General features: G+C 39.9%; 17 protein-coding genes. 10 read left to right on the forward strand and 7 right to left on the reverse strand.

Going from position 1 to position 20,604, the window contains the following annotated elements:
* Positions 1-26 precede the first annotated feature (26 nt).
* Positions 27-1,148 (forward strand): hypothetical protein, encoded by a 1,122-nt coding sequence (locus tag LVD16_RS13685; RefSeq protein ID WP_233774511.1) that lies wholly within the window; start codon positions 27-29, stop codon positions 1,146-1,148.
* A gap of 25 nt (positions 1,149-1,173) precedes the next feature.
* Positions 1,174-3,555: a TonB-dependent receptor gene (locus LVD16_RS13690; RefSeq protein WP_233774512.1), complete on the forward strand. Its 2,382-nt coding sequence runs from the start codon at positions 1,174-1,176 to the stop codon at positions 3,553-3,555.
* A gap of 48 nt (positions 3,556-3,603) precedes the next feature.
* Here the strand turns inward: LVD16_RS13690 and LVD16_RS13695 are convergent, their stop codons facing one another.
* Positions 3,604-5,004, reverse strand: a complete 1,401-nt coding sequence (locus tag LVD16_RS13695) for an alpha/beta hydrolase (protein WP_233774513.1) — start codon at positions 5,002-5,004, stop codon at positions 3,604-3,606.
* A gap of 172 nt (positions 5,005-5,176) precedes the next feature.
* On the opposite strand from LVD16_RS13695, the gene LVD16_RS13700 reads away from it, so the two are divergent.
* From LVD16_RS13700 to LVD16_RS13710, 3 genes are read left to right on the forward strand one after another with little or no spacing between them, the layout of a single operon-like run.
* Positions 5,177-5,911 (forward strand): AraC family transcriptional regulator, encoded by a 735-nt coding sequence (locus LVD16_RS13700; protein WP_233774514.1) that lies wholly within the window; start codon positions 5,177-5,179, stop codon positions 5,909-5,911.
* A gap of 47 nt (positions 5,912-5,958) precedes the next feature.
* Positions 5,959-6,687, forward strand: coding sequence for a transglutaminase-like domain-containing protein (locus tag LVD16_RS13705; protein WP_233774515.1), 729 nt, complete (start codon positions 5,959-5,961; stop codon positions 6,685-6,687).
* Positions 6,688-6,728: 41 nt separating this feature from the next.
* Positions 6,729-7,100 carry a hypothetical protein gene (locus LVD16_RS13710; RefSeq protein ID WP_233774516.1) on the forward strand — a complete coding sequence of 124 codons (372 nt, stop codon included), beginning with the start codon at positions 6,729-6,731 and terminating at the stop codon, positions 7,098-7,100.
* Positions 7,101-7,123: 23 nt separating this feature from the next.
* Here the strand turns inward: LVD16_RS13710 and LVD16_RS13715 are convergent, their stop codons facing one another.
* A complete protein-coding gene (locus LVD16_RS13715; RefSeq protein ID WP_233774517.1) occupies positions 7,124-7,561 on the reverse strand; it encodes a hypothetical protein in 438 nt (145 codons plus the stop codon).
* 213 nt (positions 7,562-7,774) lie between these two features.
* Here LVD16_RS13715 and LVD16_RS13720 point away from each other — a divergent pair, with 213 nt between their 5' ends.
* Complete coding sequence (locus LVD16_RS13720) at positions 7,775-8,773, forward strand: hypothetical protein (protein WP_233774518.1); 999 nt, start codon at positions 7,775-7,777, stop codon at positions 8,771-8,773.
* Between the two features lie 64 nt (positions 8,774-8,837).
* Here the strand turns inward: LVD16_RS13720 and LVD16_RS13725 are convergent, their stop codons facing one another.
* From LVD16_RS13725 to LVD16_RS13745, 5 genes are all read right to left on the reverse strand, one after another.
* Positions 8,838-10,691, reverse strand: a complete 1,854-nt coding sequence (locus tag LVD16_RS13725; RefSeq protein ID WP_233774519.1) for a RagB/SusD family nutrient uptake outer membrane protein — start codon at positions 10,689-10,691, stop codon at positions 8,838-8,840.
* A gap of 28 nt (positions 10,692-10,719) precedes the next feature.
* Entirely contained in the window at positions 10,720-14,067 is a 3,348-nt protein-coding gene (locus tag LVD16_RS13730; RefSeq protein ID WP_233774520.1) for a SusC/RagA family TonB-linked outer membrane protein, read from the reverse strand.
* A gap of 197 nt (positions 14,068-14,264) precedes the next feature.
* Positions 14,265-15,248 carry a FecR family protein gene (locus LVD16_RS13735; protein ID WP_233774521.1) on the reverse strand — a complete coding sequence of 328 codons (984 nt, stop codon included), beginning with the start codon at positions 15,246-15,248 and terminating at the stop codon, positions 14,265-14,267.
* A 141-nt stretch (positions 15,249-15,389) separates the two neighbouring features.
* The gene (locus tag LVD16_RS13740; protein WP_233774522.1) at positions 15,390-16,028 is read right to left on the reverse strand and encodes an RNA polymerase sigma-70 factor; all 639 of its coding nucleotides are present in this window, start codon (positions 16,026-16,028) and stop codon (positions 15,390-15,392) included.
* A gap of 225 nt (positions 16,029-16,253) precedes the next feature.
* Positions 16,254-17,387 carry a GAF domain-containing protein gene (locus tag LVD16_RS13745; RefSeq protein ID WP_233774523.1) on the reverse strand — a complete coding sequence of 378 codons (1,134 nt, stop codon included), beginning with the start codon at positions 17,385-17,387 and terminating at the stop codon, positions 16,254-16,256.
* 190 nt (positions 17,388-17,577) lie between these two features.
* Here LVD16_RS13745 and LVD16_RS13750 point away from each other — a divergent pair, with 190 nt between their 5' ends.
* The 4 genes from LVD16_RS13750 to LVD16_RS13765 all read left to right on the forward strand — a co-directional run bounded on the left by LVD16_RS13750 (position 17,578) and on the right by LVD16_RS13765 (position 20,525).
* Positions 17,578-18,144, forward strand: a complete 567-nt coding sequence (locus tag LVD16_RS13750) for a Crp/Fnr family transcriptional regulator (protein ID WP_233774524.1) — start codon at positions 17,578-17,580, stop codon at positions 18,142-18,144.
* A 78-nt stretch (positions 18,145-18,222) separates the two neighbouring features.
* Complete coding sequence (locus tag LVD16_RS13755; protein ID WP_233774525.1) at positions 18,223-19,005, forward strand: SDR family oxidoreductase; 783 nt, start codon at positions 18,223-18,225, stop codon at positions 19,003-19,005.
* Positions 19,006-19,200: 195 nt separating this feature from the next.
* Positions 19,201-19,503, forward strand: coding sequence for an ArsR/SmtB family transcription factor (locus LVD16_RS13760; protein WP_233774526.1), 303 nt, complete (start codon positions 19,201-19,203; stop codon positions 19,501-19,503).
* 80 nt (positions 19,504-19,583) lie between these two features.
* Complete coding sequence (locus LVD16_RS13765; protein WP_233774527.1) at positions 19,584-20,525, forward strand: proline dehydrogenase family protein; 942 nt, start codon at positions 19,584-19,586, stop codon at positions 20,523-20,525.
* Positions 20,526-20,604: the final 79 nt, after the last annotated feature.

Consider the following 20,604-nt stretch of genomic DNA (forward strand, 5'->3'; position numbering starts at 1 on the left):
TGATATAAACCAAAAATTATATCACGATGAATCGATTGAAATTCTTACTTATAGCCTTTCTCACCTTAGTGGCAGGGCCGCAAATTTTCGCACAGGCGCCTTATCAATTGAGCCCGGTACAGATGACCTTTATCCACCCTTTAGGCACCAATGGTAATGCAGCGCCAGAATGTGTTAACCACTTCTCTTTCAATGTGCTCTATGGTCGGTCAGCAGGTGTGCTGGGAGCTGAGTTTGGTGGGTTATTGAACCAATCATCCGGAGATGTTAGTGGCTTTCAAATGGCTGGTCTTGGCAATTATTCTAAGCGAGTAACGGGGGCTCAATATGCCGGTCTTTTTAATATTTCCAATGATTTTCAGGGCGCACAGTTTGCAGGCTTATTCAATATTAATGGTGGAGGTGCCGGGCAATCAACGGGATTGCAAATGGCAGGTATCATTAACAAGAGCTCTTATGCCATTAAGGGTGCACAATTGGCCGGTATTGCTAACATCATAACGGATTCTGTAAATGGCTTTCAAATGGCGGGCATCATCAACTCTGCTGAGAATGTAAAGGGCGTACAGGCGTCTGGTGTCATCAACAAGGCCAATACGGTTTCAGGTGTTCAAATCGGCCTGATCAATATAGCAGACGAGGTGACTACTGGCGTTCAGATTGGTCTTGTAAACATTTCCAGAAACGGATATAAAAAGGTAGAAGTAGAATATAATGAGAGCTTCTACTTGAATGTGAACTATAAAATGGGGAAGAGGCCGCTTTATAGTATCTGGTCTATGGCTTACCGTGCTGATGCTGATAAGAAATTCTGGGCAGTGGGATACGGTATGGGTACTTACCACCAGATCGGAATTCTCACCTCTATTAACCTGGATGCCATCCACCTCTTTGTAAATGAAGATGAATGGTGGACTGAAAAATTGAATACCATTGACAAATTAAAATTTACGGCCTCTTGTCAGCTTACACCAGGGTTTGAAATATATGCCGGTGGTTCCGTAAATCTCCAACTGTCAAAATTAAAAGATGCTGAAGGAAGGTTAGAGGGCAGTTCTTTGGATATTCCAAAGCCCTTTTATGATGAAGTGCATCATAATACCCGCATCATGATTTATCCGGGCTTCCATGCCGGAGTAAGGTTTTAACTCGATCAATTAACAATTCAACACAATGCAAAATTTTAAGGTCAACAGCTATGGCTTACTGTCGAAAATAGTGGCTATATCAACACTCATTTTATTATTCAACACATCATTTGCTCAGACTATTACCCAAACCATCAGAGGTAAAGTAACTGATCTGGATACGCGGGGAGCACTTCCCGGAGCCAATGTGGTTATACTCGGCACTAACCCTGTTTTAGGTGGTGTCACCGACATGGAGGGGAACTTCAGAATTGATAAGGTGCCTGTCGGCCGTGTCTCATTGCAGATCACCTATATCGGTTATGAAGAACGTCTGCTACCGAACCTGCTGGTAACATCAGCCAAAGAGCTAATTCTGGATGTGACCATGCAGGAATCTCTCACTGCCATGGATGAGGTGGTGATCACCGCAGAAAGAGATAAAGCAGAGGTGGACAATGACATGGCGCTGATCAGTGCCAGAGGGTTTACCGTAGAGGAGACCAAGCGCTATGCGGGTTCATTTAACGACCCGGCAAGAATGGTGTCTGGTTATGCAGGAGTTACCGGCGATGCATCGGGTAATAACTTTATCGTAGTGCGCGGTAATTCACCCAAAGGTATTCAATGGAGATTAGATGGTATTGAAATTCCTAACCCTAACCACTTCTCAGATGAAGGCGCTACAGGTGGCCCTATCAATGCTTTGAACAGTCAGATGTTGTCGAATTCTGAGTTTTATACAGGAGCTTTCTCGCCACAATATGGTAATGCTTTTTCAGGTGTGTTTGATATGAAATTGAGAAAAGGAAATAACGAAAAGCGCGAATATAGCCTGAGCATAGGCGCCCTGGGAACGGAAGCCACTGCAGAAGGACCATTCTCTAAAAACAGCAACGCATCTTATCTGATCAACTATCGCTACTCCACCCTGGCCATTTTGGACAACCTGGGTCTGGTAGATTTTGACGGAGTGCCTAAATATCAGGATATGTCGTTTAAGGTTTTCGTGCCAACGGCTTCCATGGGTACATTTTCATTGTTTGGCCTGGGAGGCAAAAGTAAAATTTTGGAGAAGGTTTATGATGAGGAGGATGAAGATGATTTGTTAGAACAAGGTGATTATAAGGCGGATATGGGTGTGATAGGATTAACGCATTACCTGACTTTAGGTAAAAATAGCTATCTGCAGAATATGGTTTCTGTATCTACTAATGGTAGCGCCTATAAGGGTTATAGACCCGATGAAAATGACAATCTTCAGCTTCATGATGATGGAACGCTAGACAAAAACACCTGGAGAGCGGGCTCTACGTTTAATCATAAGTTCAATGCTCATCATAACCTACAGGCCGGAGTCATTTACAGCCAATATTACTTTGACTTCACCAACACTTATTTTGATGAAGCTGAGAGTAGATTTATAACTGATCAAAATATGAATGGTGATGCAGGACATTATCAGGGTTTTGTAAGCTGGAAGTATCGTCCGGTAGAGAAACTGTCATTGGTAAGTGGTTTTCATATGCATGGCACCACCCTTAATGATGAGATTTCCTTTGAGCCCCGTGCCAGTTTGAAATGGCAGTTCAACCCTACGCAGGCTTTTACTGCTGGCTTTGGTGTGCATGGCAAAATGGAATCTCTCACGAATTATTATAGCATCATTACCGATGAAAATGGCCAAGCTACTATGCCAAATATGAACCTTGGCTTTTCCAAGGCCAGGCATTATGTGATAGGCTATGAAAATCGTTTGGGAGCCAACCTGTTCCTTAAATTAGAGGCCTACTATCAGCAGTTATACAATATTCCTGTGGAGGATGATGTGAACAGCTCATATTCATTAATCAATCAGGTAGAGTGGTTTACAGACAGAAAGCTGGTGAACGAAGGAAAGGGAAAAAACCTGGGGCTGGAGCTTACGCTGGAAAGGTATTTTGCTGATAACTACTTCTTTATGGTCACGGCCTCCGCTTATGACTCTAAATATACGGCCTTGGATGGCGTGGAGCGAAACACCAGATTCAACGGGAATTTTGCCGGCAACTTTTTGCTGGGTAAGGAATTCTTGTTGAGTAGTAATAATAATAAGAGCAAAGTACTGGGCATCAATACCAAAATTTCTCTGCTAGGAGCCAAGCGATACACACCGATCAATGTTGATGCTTCCATGGAGCAGAAAGAGGCGGTACTGTATGAATCAGAGGCCTTTTCTTTAAAGGAAGATAATGTGTTCATTGCTAACCTGGCCATCACCTACAGAATAGATCGAAAGAAGACCAGTCAGGAATTAAAGCTTGACCTTCAGAACGTTACCAATAATGCCGCCCGACTAGACAGTTATTACAATAACGTGTCTAACAAAGTAGAATACACTGAGCAGCTGCCTTTGCTGCCTGTAATTATGTATACGATTCATTTTTAAGGGGTGGGGGCTGTCTCTTGATAGTAGATATAGACAGCCCTAATCATTTTACCTCAATTCCACCCCAACATCATCAATCATATAATCTGATGCTTCTTTACCGTTCATAAATGTTTTCACAGCTTGACCAAAACCATCAGGAGCAAAGAGAGCAATAAAGTGAGGAGCATCTTTAATCTTCACATACGAGATATTGGAGCTAAACTTGGAGAGTTCAAGTACATGCCTATCTGCGCCATTCAGACTGGTTTTAGGGTCGAGTGTACCGTGAAGAATTAGGGTAGGAGGCAGGTTGAGAGGTGTACCCGCGAAGTATTCATCTCTCTCGTAGCTAGGCATAGAGTTCTCAGCGATCAGTTGAGCTAGGGGGCTGGTGAATAGTAAGTTACCATCTTCCTGGGCCAGCTCAGTTTTTTTAATCTCGGGGCGTAAGTTATTTTCTGAAGATGAAATGACCTGCGCTAATGGGATGGAGCTGGCGAAGGTTTGATAGTCTGAAGCATAAGTGACGTGAAAAGACATAATATCTCTTACAGCCTGGTTAAGTGCTGAGGTATCACCTTCGTAAAGCGTGTTAATGATACTCGGTATGTTGTTTCTTACTTTCGGTATATTGAGCATCATGCCAAAAAGGTGTGAAAGCTTCTGTTGGGGTAATTTGTTTTTAAAGCTTTGGTCTTCTTTTTCTTTCCGAAGTATTTCAGTGAGTTTTATTGTTAAACTTTTTTCAGACTGGCTGATAGAATCATAGTAGTTCAGTACTTCATTACCTACAGCGTTTGTAACAAAAGATCTATGGCTCAGATCGTTATCCTCATCATTTTGCAAAGGCACTAAAGAGTCTAAGATTAGCCCGTCAAGTTGTGGAGATCCCAGCTGCTGCATGCGTAGCGCCAATTGCGTACCATATGAAACGGCATAAACATATTTGGGCCCTTTGGTACTGATCTTTTGGATAAGATAATTAAGGTCCTTGGCTGCATTGGTGATGGAAAAGGATTTCACATAGTCCTGATGAGTGTACATATAGTTGAAGCAGCTGCCCCATTCATTATTGGCTAGTCCTATGCCGTTAGGAGAATCTATGTTTTCTTCATTGGGACAGATTTTGGCAGACAATCCCGTGCCTCTATGGTCTGGTATGATAATATCCAGGTTAGGGAAAATACTGGCGAATTGATCTACCAATGGGTATAGAGATGCTCCGGATTCTCCAGGTCCGCCGGAGATCAGCCATATTGAACCTTCGCTGGTTTTCCTGGCTGGAAATTTTCTTACAAATAGACTGATGGAATCTGAGCTATTAGCCTGGTAGTTCAATGGGACTTTAATATAAGCTGTTTGTGAACCTTCCAACTGAGTATTTATATGGTTGGTTGAAGGAGTAAACTGTGCAGAACATACTAAAAAAGAGAAAAATAAAACTGAGAGTGATAAGAAAGACTTCATTATTAAGGTTTAGTTGTAAGATTGATTCGAGTAATGGACTGTGAACATTTTGAAATGGTTGCATGGAGGCAGAAGAATTTATGCTGGAGCCAGTTATTAATATCTTATCTAAGTCAGATGTGGCTGGAAATGAGTAGATTGGTTATCCGAAAACGAGAATATTTAGACAGAATTGAAGCCTCAGATACACATTGATAAAGACTTCGGCTGGTTTATAGGTCAGTTTGATAATAACCAGAAGCACAGGCATTATGCCCTTCAGTTGAGCATCCCGATTGATGGTAGCATCTGCATCAAATCTTCCGGGATCAGTCTTGAGACAGCATCTCCAGTACTTATTAAACCCAATGTAGTTCATCAGATAACTTCAAATTCCTCGCATTTCCTGCTTTTGGTAAATCCTGCCTCTACAGTCGGGCACTTTTGGAACCAAATCTCCCTAAATGAAATGGAGGAAATCCAAAATCCGGTATCTGAGCATTTAAAGGAGGTTTTAAGAGATAAAAAACCCTCTCTTGAGGATCATTTAAATAAAATCATCAATGAAAATGACTGTTGGTGCGATGCTGTAGTTCATAGAGGTGATGAAAGGATAAATAAAGCATTATCGTATCTTTCTCATCACTTCGATCGTGTAGTTTCTTTGGAAGAAATAGCCCACTATTGCCATCTTTCATCAGGTCGTTTTTTGCATCTTTTTAAGGAAGAAACAGGAATCACCTATAGACGATTACAGCTATGGAACAAACTGACGAAGGCGTTTCCTCAGCTCACCAAAAAATCCCTTACCGAAATAGCTCATCATAATGGCTTTGCTGACAGCGCTCACTTAAGTAGGGCATTTAAAGAGAACTTCGGTTTCACGCCAAGAGAGTTTATTAAGATTAGCCAGTTTATTCAAGTTTAAGATTCACTTACCAATGAAATTTGCTTCATAATCAAAACATGAATAATATGGAGCAATTACTTGAAAGCAGTGTTCAAAGCAATAATTATCTCATCAAAACCCGTATTCTGAATTATGATTCACCCATCATTCAAACCTTAATAAATGAAAAGGGGTGGAGAGAAATGTCAGCTGAGCAGAAGGTGTTACACATTTATAATTTCGTAAGAGATGAGATAAAATTTGGTTACAATCTTTCCGATAATATACCAGCTTCTCAAGTACTACAAGATGGTTATGGCCAGTGTAATACCAAAGCTAACCTTTTCATGGCCCTTTTAAGAGCTGTGAATATTCCTAACAGAATCCATGGATTTACAATTGATAAAGCGCTGCAGAAAGGTGCCATTACAGGGATATGGTATAAACTTTCACCTCAAAATATTCTACATAGTTGGGTAGAGGTTTGGTTGGATAATGAATGGTATAATTTGGAAGGTTTGATCCTTGATAAATCATACTTACAAGCCTTGCAACAGAAGTTTGCTGACTGTAAAACCACCTTCTGCGGCTATGGTGCGTACACCGATAATTTCCAAGAACCTCCAATAGATTGGAATTTCAACAACACCTACATTCAAAACAAAGGCATTAATCAGGACTTTGGACTATTTGATACACCCGATGATTTTTACCAAAAACATCAACAAAAATTAGGTACTCTAAAGAAATGGATTTTTGAAAATTGGGTAAGGCATTTAATGAATAGAAATGTAAATAGGGTGAGGGGGAATTAGAGCACGCTTATTGCTGTAATCAGTTCCAATCACAGTATTCTATGATCAGAGCGTATTTATTATTGATTTGTATTTTAACAACTTTTCAGCAAAATGATATTTCTGGCACCTATTCAAGCCAAGGTAAATTGAACACAATAGGTGGAATAATGAGAAGCAGAAATACCTTACATCTAAAACCTGATAGCACCTTTCAATACCAAATTAATCTATTCACCAGAAGCACGGTAGAAGTAGATAAAACAATATACTCTGGCATGTGGAGCGTTAATACAGATACACTAAAATTGAAATTTACAACAGTTAATCAAACAGCTTACGATGGTGAAATGAATCTACTTTTATTGAATAGGAGTAGGTTAGAGGTTATAGGAAGTGATGAAAAGTTGGTGTTGAGGAGAGTAATAAATTAAATGGACTAATTAAATAATTCCTATTACCCTCCAATCACCTCTGCAGCCTCATAGTCAAGGTCTGATAAAATGAACTGTCTTAGGGTATTCTGATCATCTTTTATAATGAGCTCATAATTTTCTTCATACAGGATGTTTCTTTCTGAATAAGTGCCTATGAAAGTAAGTACCTTCTCATTATTAAATTCTACTCGAATAGAGTCTCCTTCTAGAAAGTAATCAGGATATATCAGACCACCTTCCGGCTCTGAGCTTGTAAATTTTTCAGACTCCCAGCTATGACTGGGATGAATGATGATGGTTTTTTCCTCACCACTACTTTCCCTTGAAAATGATCTCAATACAACTGTGTATCCGGAATTATTTACTATCTCATACCTGGAGTAAGTCTTTTTGCCCATGTCGCATGACATTAAGGTGGCGGTTAAAATAATTAGCAGATGGAAATGAGTTGCTTTCATTATTAACGAAGAGAGTTGAATACTGTAATAACTCAAAAAAAGACAAGAATAGCAATGTGGTAGGAATAATCAGAGCATGGGATAATGACAGACTTCTCTCAGAACCACTAATTCCCGACTTTCCCCCCCCACAAGTACCAAATTATAATTTGGAGCAACTAGCAAGGCCTCTTCTTCTATTTTTGAGCAATTTTAAATATTGTTATAAATCATATGAGGCATTCAATTAAGATTATTCTTGCTCTATTTATTACGTTTACATCTTGTTCTGATGATGAAAATTTGGATATTGATAAAGGTTTTCAGGCCTATGTTCTTGGTCGGTATACAGATGATGATGATATAGATCATGCGGCGTTATTTAAAAATGGTGTACTCATGGATCTTTCCAAAAGTGGTATTTCAGGGCCTAGCAAAGGAACTGATGTGTTCGTAAGTAATGGAGATGTATATGTCTCTGTTATGGAGGTCGATACCAAGGAGGCTCATTTATTGAAAAATGGAAAAAAACTCTATAGCACTGATCCTTCGCAAAATGCGCGTTTCAACGGCATTTACATCGATGGTGACAATGTCTATGCTTGTGGATATATAATCGAAAATAATACCGGGGTAGCGGCTGTATGGAAAAATGGAGAGCTGACCAAGCTTAGTAAAGCCGATGGCACTATTAACTGTAGCGCCGGTGCAGTTTATGCTGATGGGAATGAGGTATATGTAGCAGGCACCTATTACGAATTGCCTAATAACTCAGCAAGTAAAGCCATCTATTGGGTAAATGGTCAGCAGTTTCTAATAAATCCAACTGGATATAGCAACAGAGGGGTAGATATTTTAGCGGTCAATGATGATGTATATGTTTTGGGGCAAGATAGGTATTGGAAAAATAATGAAGAAATAGGTTTATCGGATGGTGCCGATGCCAGTCATATCTTTAGTTATGACGGTGATCTCTACATAACAGGTGATCTAAAAAATGATGCCACTCTGTGGAAAAACGATTCTATTTCTTATCTCCCCACTGTGAATGAAAAAGCTGACACCAGATTCGTTACCAAAGATCAAGACGATGTTTATGTAATGGGAGCAACAATACCTTTTGATGGTACCAGCTTGGATAGACAAGTATCAATTTGGAAGAATGGAGAAGAGGTAGTAACCATGACTCTGGAGAATGTGGCCTGGTTTGAGGCGATGTATTTGGTGCCTTAGACCCAAGAAATAAGAGTTATAAAAGCCCAGACTGTAATCTGGGCTTTTACTAAATGCACGCGACTTACCAAAATGGATTCTGTACCAGGTTTGGATTTTTATCCATCTCAGATTGGGGCACTGGAAACCAATAGTTTTTCTTACTGAATATGCGCTGCTGATAAACACTTCTTACAAAGAATGCCTCCGGGTTGCTTTCGTCATCACTTACCTGGGTACCAGTAAATTTCATTCCCTTAAAACTTCTGTTGAGTACCTCTTCGCCAATTTTCCATCTGCGGATATCATGGTAGCGAATACCCTCACAATTCAGTTCTACTCGTCGTTCTCTTCTTATTGCTTCACGCATTTCTTCTTGGCTCATACCGGTCGGTAGATCAGGGATGCCTGCACGCTCTCTGATCAGGTTCACATAGGTGAGGATATCCGGGTCACCAGGCGTTGCCTCATTTAGCGCTTCGGCATAGTTGAGGTATGCTTCGCCAAGTCTATATAATATTCCTGGTCTGTATGGATTTATTCCATTTCTTGGGTCATGATCCGGGTGCACTTTCTTTCTAACCAGATAGCCATTTTGTGGCGCATCATGTGTTGGTCCACCATCCCATTCTTCCAGCATAAATCTAGTAGTTCGGTTTTCACGCCTGCACCATGCTCTGTTGTAGAGAATAGATATATAAAAACGCGGCTCTCGGTTGCAGTACATGTTGTAAGTCCCAGCCAGTGTCACTTTGCCTTCGTTACCTTCCTGATTGCCTTGCACTTCTATCCATTTTGTGTTTCTAAACTCAGGGTCAGTAGAGAAACCTTCTTCTGTGTACCCAGAGCTTGGATCATCTATTGGCAACCCATTTTTCATGAAAAATGCATCTACCAGAGATTGAGTAACACCCAGTCCACCATTACCACCGGTACCTCTCGGTTGAGCATGCTTGTCATACTCCCAGGTGTTACAGTCTGGTCTTGCAAAAAGGATCTCATTGTTGCCATCCGAAGTTCTTTTGAACATCATATTTTGATAAGATAAGAAGGGATCTATAGATCCATCTTCATTGTATTCATAATAGAGCTGATGACCTTGCTGATGGGCAGCGTCAATCAGTTCTTGTGAAGCAAGTGCGGCTCTTTTCCATTTAGAGGCATCATAAGTAGAATTAAAAAGCTCTTCTCCTTTGTTATTCACGTGGCCAGCGTAGTCTGGATTACCGTTGGTTAATGGACTTGCGGCAAAGAGTAATATTCTCGCTCTTACAGCCAGGCACATAATGCCAGTAGCTCTGCCAAATTTTTGATTTTCAGAATAGGTGTTAGGCAGTACTGTTGATAAATTGTACAGTTCTGTATCTAACCAGTTAATAATCTGGTCAAAAGGGGTTTGGCCAAGGAAAAGCTCTTCTTCAGGGGCATCATTAGACGTTATACCTAGATTAAATGGAACAGCACCATAGGTTTGAACCAGTATAGAGTAGTAGTATGCAATGAGAAAACGGGCCTCATTTTTCATGTTCTCAACCACTTCTGCAGTCACTTTCTGAGAGGCGTTTGGTCTTACATTCTCAATAAAAATATAAGCCGAACGAATGCGTTTTGGTAGTTCGCTCCAGTAGTTAGGGCTCCAGCCAGAGGCAGGGTTCCAGTTACCAGTTTGTTTAGAGATTACATCCCATCCAAACTGTTCCCATCCGGTAGATGGCGCCAGGTCATCTGATAGTGCGTCATAACCTATTTCTCTTGTATAGCCCCAGTAGGGATCAGGAATGTTGGAGTAGATGCCGGCAAGCCAATCTTCAGTTCTGGTTTTGTCATTAAATACCATCTCTAACGTCAACTGGTCGTCAGGCATTTTATCCAGATAATCTGAACATGCACCCAATGACACGAACACAGAGATTAATAGAATATATCTTAAGATCTTCATGAGTTATGAATTTTTTCGTGCTAAATGATTAAAAATTGAGGTCGAAACCAGCGGAGATAGATTTCATGATGGGGTATCTGAAACCATTGGAGGTATTTAGCTCTGGGTCCCATAGATCGAATTTTGAAAACCTGACCAGGTTGTCACCCCTAACGAAGATTCTGCCGTTCTTCATTTTTGCTTTTGAGAGCATTTTCACAGGGAAATTATAACCCACCTCTATGTTTTTCATTCGAAGCATGCTCATGTCTCTAAGCCACCAGGTAGATGCCTGATTGTTATTAGCATTTTGGTAGTTGGAAAGTCTGGGCCAGAACACATCCTGACTAGGGTTCTCCAGGGTCCATCTATCATCAGCATTGTCATAGTAGTTGCCTAAAGCGCCATTACTGGATCCTGGAATGAATGAAGACCCGCCTATGATTCTGCTTGTAAGTGCGTTACCTTGAAAAAACACACCAAAGTCGAAGCTTTTATATCGCATGTTGATTCCAAATCCGTAAATAATCTGTGGGTCTACAGTGCCGCCTATGGCTGTTCTATCTAAATCATCTATTATACCATCATTGTTAATGTCCTTATACTTAATATCACCTGGACGTACAGGGCCAAATGTATGGTTAGGGATTGATTCAATGAGTTCACCGGTTTCTACGTTAGCGAAATCCGCCTCAGTAAATAGGCCATCATCTTCAAAGCCAAAAATCTGTCCTACCGGTTTTCCGGTGGTTGACCTGCTGGTGCCAATAACTGTGCTGGGCTCATCCTGCTCTATGATTTCATTGACAGCATAGGTAAATGTGCCCCACATAGATAGGTTGAAATCCTGGGATATGTTGGAATTTACATTAAGAGAAAGGTCAACTCCGCGATTGTTAACTTTACCATAGTTGGCCCAGGGTGTGTTCACAAAACCACTAGAGCCTGGTATAGACCTTCGCTGCATGAAGATGTCTTTGCGCTCTTCTATGAAATAGTCTGCTTGTAGTTTAATGCTATTAAAAAGGCCTAACTCCAAGCCAAGATTAGTCTTGGTTACGGTCTCCCATGTGAGGTCAGCTACCCCATAGTCGCCTTCCGTACGACCTGCCCTTTGGTAGTCATTATTAACGCCCCATCGGTACCCACCGGTATTACCGATAGTCGTAATATATGCAAACCGCCTTCCATCTATGCGGTCGTTTCCTACAAGTCCATAAGATGCTCTAAACTTGATCTTGTCAAAGACATCCTTATATGGTTTCATAAATGCTTCTTCACTGAGCAGATAACCTACGGCTACGGATGGGAAAAAACCATATCGCTTACCTTTGGCGAAATTCTCCGATCCGTTGTACCCAAAGTTAAATTCGGTCACATATCTGTGGTCAAAAGCATAAGATAATCTACCAGCAATACCCTGGTTTCTGAAAGGCAATGCGGAACCATCGTCATAATTTCGCTGATTGTACAGGAATAGCATATCTATGTAATGCTTACCAAAGTTTTTAGTGTAGGTTAAATCCCACTGCGCGTAGATGTTTTTGTTTCCCCACTCGGTAGTAGACTCATAGCCTAAGAAATCCTGACCATAATTGGCAATTACAAGATCCAGCGTACCATCATCATTTCTACCAACGGCCGGGTTATAGTAGTCAGGGCTCTTACTTCTCTTCACCCCATTGCTTGAATAACGGTCGAAAGCAAACATTAACTTGGTATTTAGGCCGGGTAGGATAGACCCCAGATCTTGATTTAGGGAGAATAAAGACTCGAGCTTGCTCCCACTTCTTCGCTCATATCCCGTTTGAGTGGCCAGGGCATACGGATTATCTCTCTCAGTTACTTTAGGTATTTCACCAGAAGAGTAGATAGTTGGGTGTACATATGGCGGCGTTTCGAAGGCACGAGCGAATAAATTGTCAATGGACTGTGGAGGTCTGTTATCATCTAATATATAGCCACCAATATTGATGCGAAGAAGTGTGCTGGATGTCACGTTCACATCTACGTTTGACCTCATATTATAGCGTTTGAGTTTAATAGATGAGTCCCAGGATTGTGCATTGTCTCTGGCGATTATTCCATTTTCACCATAATAAGAGGTCACTAAAGAATACCTTAGAATGTCACTTCCGCCGCTTACGGTTAGATTAAGTCTGCTGTTTGAAGCATGATCATTGGTGATTTCATCCAGCCAGTTTACATCCGGATATAGGTCCGGATCCTCTCCAGAACGGGTTTTTTCTATTCTTTCATCTGAGTAGGGTGCTGCCTGACCAGACTCTATGGCTATTTCGTTAAGTAGCTGAAGGTAATCTGCTGCTCCTAAAAACTGCGGAAGTTGTACGGGTTGGGTATATCCTTGCTCGTAGCGAATATTTATCGATGGCTTACCTACGTTACCTCTTTTGGTGTTGATTAAGATGACACCGTTAGCACCTCTTACCCCATACACGGCACTGGCCGCAGCATCTTTAAGTACTGAAAAAGAAGCTATTTCTGCAGGATCAATATTGTCGAGAGATCGCTCTACACCATCTATCAAAACCAATGGATTGCTTGATCCTGCAAAGGTAGAGATACCCCTGATCCAGAAATTTGAATTATCATAACCAGGCTCTCCAGAGCGCTGGACAGCAATTATTCCTGATATCCGACCTCCCAAGTTGTTACTCAAAGATCTTTTAGTGCTAGTCTGCAGTTGCTCAGGCTGAACAGTGGAAACTGATCCAACAATCGAATATTCCTTTTGAGTGCCAAAGGCCACGACCACTACTTCCTCAAGGTTGGTCATATCCTCCACCAGGCTTATAGATAGATTGGTCTGACCGGAAAGCTTAATCTCCTGCTGAGCATAACCAAGAAAAGCAACCACCAGTGTTGAACCCTCCGGGACTGATAATTTAAATGATCCATATTCATCAGTAATGGTACCATTTGATGTTCCTTTTTCTATGATAGTTGCTCCTGGAAGAGGATCGCCATTTTCATCGGTCACCGTACCAATGATCTCTACATCAGCTTGTATCACCTCAACCACAGCTTCGCTTCTGTCTTTGTCTTTTCTATAGATATAGATGTTGCTATTGATCCTCTTAAAAGACAACTCTGTTTGCTGGGAAATTTTCACTAACAGATCTCCGAGGGTCATTCTTTCAGAAATAGCATGTAAACGGTATGAAGGGGCTTTTACCTCATTGTCTCTAAATGAAAAGTGGAATTCAGTCTTTTTCTCTATAGACTCCAGTACTTTATCAAGTTTTGCAGGTGCCTTTAGATTCAGGTCGATCTCAATTTCATTAACGCTTTTTGTTTGCGCCTTGCTGTCCATAGCAAATGTCAGTGAATATACAGAGAGCTGTATAACAATAGCGTATATGCACAATTTGGACATATTAATAAATATTTTATGTAATTTTGATTGCATAAAAATTAGGTTTTTGGTAGTAGTTTTATCAAAAGCTTGAGCCCACATTTCCTGAAAAGTTTCGCAGACAGGCCAGGACTTGTGGGTTTTTTTATTCGTTAGAGTAGCTAAAATTTTGTGTTCGTCATTTCATGTGGGTAAGGGGTTTTTGGTTATAGATTTAGTTATTGATTCGTAATCTTATTCAGTGTGACTTTCTTATCGTCTATTGCAAATTCAAAATGATAAATGTGAGATAATCCCATTAGGACTTGAGAAAGGGGCTCGTTTCTAAACTCACCGGAGAAAGGGCCAAGTGGTTCAAAATTTCCATTGATTTCAAATTCTACTCCATACCACCGTTCCAGCTCTTTAATCACATTATTAAATGGCGCATGATTGAAATAGAGTATCTTTTTTGTCCAGCCAAACGCTTCCAACTCATCCACTTCTTTTTTTAATAATTCTGAAGAACTAAGGTTATGCACGCCCATTTCCAAGGGTGTAAGAATTAATTGATCATTAGAGGTTTTAAAGGATACTTTACCTGTTGCTACTGACACAGAAGATGTGCCCTCATTCTGATAAGTTCTTATATTAAAAGAGGTGCCTAAAACTTTGACTTCACTATTTGCAAAGGCAACATAAAATGGTTTTTGTGGTTGATGTGTCACCTCAAAGAAGGCTTCACCAGTAAGTTGAACTCTTCTGCTTTCGTTAGAAAACACCTCAGGATAGCTGATTTTGGAGCCAGCATTGAGTGTTACTACAGTCCCATCTGGCAACTTAGTGGTCACCTTGGTTCCTAACGGAGCTTCTTTAACCAATAGAGCGACCTCTTTTACATAAGTTACAGGTTCTTTTCTAGATGCCTGGTAAGCAATTATGCCTATAACGCCAATGATCAATAAAGCCGCGGCTACTCTGGCATACCTCCATAAAGAAACAGCCGGCTTTAATGGCCTATCTTGAATATTTGTCAAAGCGCTCAGCTCATGCCACACCACCTGCTCCAGTTCATCTGCCTCCTGATCAATGTTTGAGGTAAAGGACTTTAGATTATTAAGTGTAGTCTTATTCAGATCACTCTTTTCCAGCCACTGGCGCAACTCTTCCCATTCTTCATGAGAAAGCTCGTTATTTAGGTATTTGGTGATTAGGTGCTCCATATAATAGGTCACGCATTTTCTGCGCTCGTATTAAGGAGTATCAATGCTTTGAAAAGGCGCTCAAAATGTTAAAAAATTACATTCTGTTTAATGAAACACTGGATTAGTTGTGAAATTAAATAAGAAAAGGCCTTTTTCAGGTTAAAATTCGCAATGAATATATCCTAGCACTAAGAGATATTGGCTAATCATTCTGATATCAGGCAGGTTGGAGTCATCATGATCATGATAGTACTTGATTATGCCTGCTTTGATTTTGACCTGAGCTTTTCTTTTTTGACTTTTTACGGTCACTACAGAAATGCCCAACTCCTGTGCAATTTCCGCATTTTTAAGTCCACGTTCAGTAGCCATTTCAAAAATCAGCTTACATTGATCAGGCAATTCAGAGGTGATTTTTTTGAGCAGGTTCAGAAGTTCCTTTTCTAGAAGGAGTTCCTCCGGGTTAATATAGTCTATAGATTCCAATTTAACTTCCAGTGCTTCTCTGGAAGAGAATAATTTAGCTTGCTTTTGAAGTGCTTGAACGGCCTGATTTCTAACAGACACAAATAGATAAACTTCCAGATCGTTCACGTGAAGTAGACTATTTCTGTTTTTCCATAATGCCAAAAAGAAGTCAGAGACCACATCTTTCGCCAAACTCTGAGAATCTACTATCACTCGTACATAGGCATACAATCTTTTGAAATACTCTTTGTAAATCCCTTCAAAATAAGCCTCCCATTCTTTATCAGAACGGTTTGCTACATTTGATAATTTGTGAATTTTCCGAGTCATTTAATTCAAAAGGATAAGATTATATCGTAGAATAAACCACAATTTAGAAAAAGTGGGATAGATATAAAGCTTATTTCTACAAACTTATTTAGTCTCAGAGACATATGCCCTCTATGGGCTGAATAGTGAGAAGTTTGTGATAAATTTAGAAGAATCTGAAAAAGGATGCGTTATTATGGTAGATAATGGGATTTATAGGTTTTCGGATTTGAGCTTTTCCCGGAATCAAGTATTCACATAGCTGGATCTCCGCATTAAGTTGTCACGCTTGATATTATCCAGTCTTACACCATAAATACTGTTAAGTTCTTTGGTGAACTCATCCATTTTTTTGGATACCAGTTTAATATGTTGTGCATATGCACGCAATTGCTTTTTAGTAAATGATTTTTCCGTTCCAATTAAGTTGGCCAGCCCTAGTAGGTTGACCACCGGGCCCCTTATAAGATGAGATATATCAAAAGTTATTTGTTCTAATGCTTCTTCATAATTGATGTAGTTGGTAATCTCCTGAAATAATCCATACCAAATGGTTACTCCTGCTTTTTTTCTCTCAGTCATCGCTTTTACCATATACCACCTGGTTTCTTCGTTAATGATTACTCGGAATTCTGCAAACCATTTCTTTCCGGTGAGCCGGGCATCTCTTAATGCATGAATCACCAGGCTTCTGTCTTCAGGGTGTACCAACCTAAGCCCCTCCAAAGGTTTTGATTTTATTTCGGAGTCAAGGTTAATTATGCCATCTCCTGAACTTAGAAAATCATAGCCATAGCTACCATTTTTATTTCTTTTCAATTGAAAAATCACTGAGGGGATATTATTGGTGAGCTTAATCAGTGTTTTGCTAATTTCAGTCACTTCAAGTTGTGACTCCAGGAGCTGTTTTTTAGTATTCAAATAGTCCATCACCTTTCGCGCCAATATTTGCAGCCCTTCTTTTTGCTCGCTGGTAATTTCTTTGGGTTTATAATCAATGACACATAAAGTACCAATAGCTTTACCTGAAGGTGTTATCAATGGTGCACCAGCATAAAATCTAATGAAGGGGTGATGGGTTACGAAAGGATTGTCTTGAACTTTTGAGTCCAGGGAGGCATCATTGATAACCATAACATTTTCTGGACATTCTATGGCGAATTGGCAGAAAGAATCTTTTCGCTTGGTCCTATGTATGCTTATACCTCTTTTTGCTTTAAACCATTGATATTCTTTACCAACAAGGGTTATTAATGACACCGGAGAATCACACATTAATGCAGCTATTTGCGCAATTTCTGTTAATTCATTTTCTGAATCGGTATTTAGAACCTTGTAAGTTTTAACTTCCTCAATCCTTTGTTTCTCACTATTATCCATAAAAGGGTACTATTGGGGTTGAAAAGTACTTGGCATTGAACTGCATATTCAATTTATATCTATTAAGGCTTAACACAATTTTAAAATTCCATCTTTAGTACATGTGTAATGTAAAACATTTGCAGTAGTGACCTGCTGTTTTTTACCATATGGTAAATTCATAGCTAATATCTTTGCTTAACTTAAATCCATGAATGAGCTGATCGATTATATTCTGAAATTTGGACATTTAAATAGTCAACAAATTGAGCTGGTAAAGTTTCAGGTGAAAGAAATGACACTCGCTAAAGATGACTATTTTTCGGAGGCTCAAAAGATACCCAAACAGGTGGGCTTCGTAGTGGAGGGTGTGATAAGAGGCTGTTATTATAATAATAAAGGCGAGGAAATTACCAAGTGCTTCATTAGTGAAAATAGTCTGGTGGTAGATTATGTTAACTTTGAGGCTCATGTGGCCTCTTCTGAATATCTTCAGGCATGTACCGAGTGCAGATTAGTGGTTTTCTCTAAGCAGGCCTGGGAAGAATTGTCTAACACCATAGTAGGGTGGGATAATATTAAAAATAAAATGGTGCACATGTGCATGTTTCATAAATCGCGTAGTGCCCCGGTGATCTCGCAAGACGCTACCACCCGATATTTAGAATTTATGGAAACACATCCTACGCTTATCAATAGAGTGCCTTTGACTTACATAGCATCATACTTGGGCGTAACTCAGCAATCACTCAGCCGAATAAGAAAAAACATACAGTAAATCCGTTTTTACCAAATGGTAAACTACTTCATGCTTTGATCTGGCAGCTTTGTACTGTTAATCAAAAGAATGAATAAAATGGATTCGAAAACACAGCAAAACCCAGATTTAAATAAGAATTTACCCAAGACAGCTTTAATAACAGGAGCCAATAAAGGAATTGGTTTTGAAACCGCCAGGCAGCTATTACAGCAAGGCTTCTTTGTATATCTGGGAAGTAGAGATATAGAAAGGGGCGCCCGGGCTATTCAGCAATTACAAGCCATAGGGCTGATTAATGTGAAAGCAATAGCCATTGATGTGACCAAGTTAGAAACTGTAGCGAAAGCCAGAGAGATCATAGAGCAGGAGAGAGGTCGATTGGATGTTCTCATCAATAATGCTGGAATAAGTGGCGTGGTACCTCAAAGTGCTTTAGAAACACCGGCGGATAATTATAGAGAGGTGCTTGAAGTAAACCTCTATGGAGTAGTGAATGTCACTCAGGCATTTATACCGCTGCTTAAGCAATCATTTAGCCCTAGAATTGTGAATGTTAGTACCAGCGTTGGTTCGCTTACCTTACAGAGTGATCCGCAATGGCCAGCCTATGATTACGCAAAATATGCAGTTTATGCGGCTTCAAAATCGGCAATGAATATGTATACCGTTCACCTGGCTTATGAACTGAGAGATACGGCAATAAAAGTAAATGCGATATGCCCAGGATACACCAAAACAGATTTTACTGGCCACATCGGTGGAGAGGTGGAAAATGCTGGAAAGAGAATTGTAAAGTATGCACTCATTGATGAAAATGGCCCTTCGGGTAAATTTTTTGCTGAAGAAACTAACCCTGATAGCGGAGAGGTGCCATGGTGATATAGGTATTTAAAAGAGTTGCAAGTCGATTTTGCAACTCTACCTTTTATTTAGCACTGCTATGAATTTGGGAGTCAATTATTAAGAAGCTCAGCTTCAGTTTAAATAATATTGAATTTTTTCATTTTTCAAATCAACAATGCAAATTATGCTTATTCAATTTTACATATCGAGATTTATCGATATATTAGTTGAATGAATATTGTTGAGATCTGTAAAGTATTAAGCAATCAGGGTAGGGTGGAGATACTTGGCTGGCTAAAGGAGCCGGAAGAGCACTTTCCGCCACAGGTCAATGTGCCAAATTTTGATCAAGGTGTATGTGTTTGCCATATACAGGATAAGATAGGACTGTCTCAATCAGCCACTTCACATTATTTAAATATGATGGAAAAGGCTGGTTTATTGCTATCCACCAGAATTGGTAAATGGACATATTACAGAAGAAATGAAGCTACCATAGATACTTTCATATCTAACCTAAAAACAGGATTGTAAAAAAATTTGATAAAACATATCTATAATTCTCGATATGTTATTTTGTAAATTCTTCAATTACTTTTTCTAAACTAACATTTATGATGAATCAAGACCTTCTCACCCTTGGATCTCAGGCCTTAAAGAAGATGGCACTTAGTCAGGAGGCTAAGTCCTATATAATTGCCAACCCTCAAATATATAACGTATTAAAAAAAGCTACTGATAGATACATTGGTGGTGATAATTTAGAGCAAACTGTTGCCAAAGTGGTGGATGCTAATCATTTAGGATATAAAGCCTCAATTGAATATATGGGGGAAAACGCGGCCGACGAGCGTCATGCAAACGAGGCTACCGATGAATTTTTAAGGATATTGAAGCAGATAGATGAGCAAAATCTGAATGCCACGGTATCACTGGATTTATCTCATATAGGCCTTAATTTATCTACTGACCTGGCCGAGGCCAATTTGGGTAGGATTTTAGATAATGCAGGTAAAACTGAGGTGATCATTAGCGCCGAGGGTGTAGAACAGACCGATCATGTCTTAAATACATATCTCCAATTTTCACCCGATTTCAGCAATTTGTCTATAACCATGCAGGCCTATTTGTATAGGTCTAAAGATGATTTTATCGAGTTAAAGAAACAATCCGGACGAATAAGGCTGGTGAAGGGTGCTTTTGATATACCAGCCCAACTGGGAATGGCTAGAGGAGAACAACTGGATGAGGTTTATTTAGATTATCTGGATCAGCTATTGGCCTCTCATCACATGTGCTCTATAGCCACCCATCATGATATTATTCAGCAGCAAGCCATTAAGCTGATTGAAAAGTATAACGCCCCGCCCAGCACTTATGAATTTGAATCATTATACGGTATTTGTAACGAGCAGCTTGCCCAGCTGAAGGATCAAGGCTATCCCACTAAATTATACTATGTGTATGGAGAAGAATGGTATCTATACTTGTGTAACAGGTTGGCCGAATACCCTTTAAATCTTTTCAGAGCGCTGAATGATATTATTTCAGAGTGACTAGTGATTATAAATATTGTCATAAGACAACAATCTTGTATTCATACCTTTCTAAATTGCTAGTTGCTATTTATAGAAT

It is taken from the genome of Fulvivirga ligni (assembly GCF_021389935.1).
GTDB classification, from domain to species: Bacteria; Bacteroidota; Bacteroidia; order Cytophagales; family Cyclobacteriaceae; genus Fulvivirga; species Fulvivirga ligni.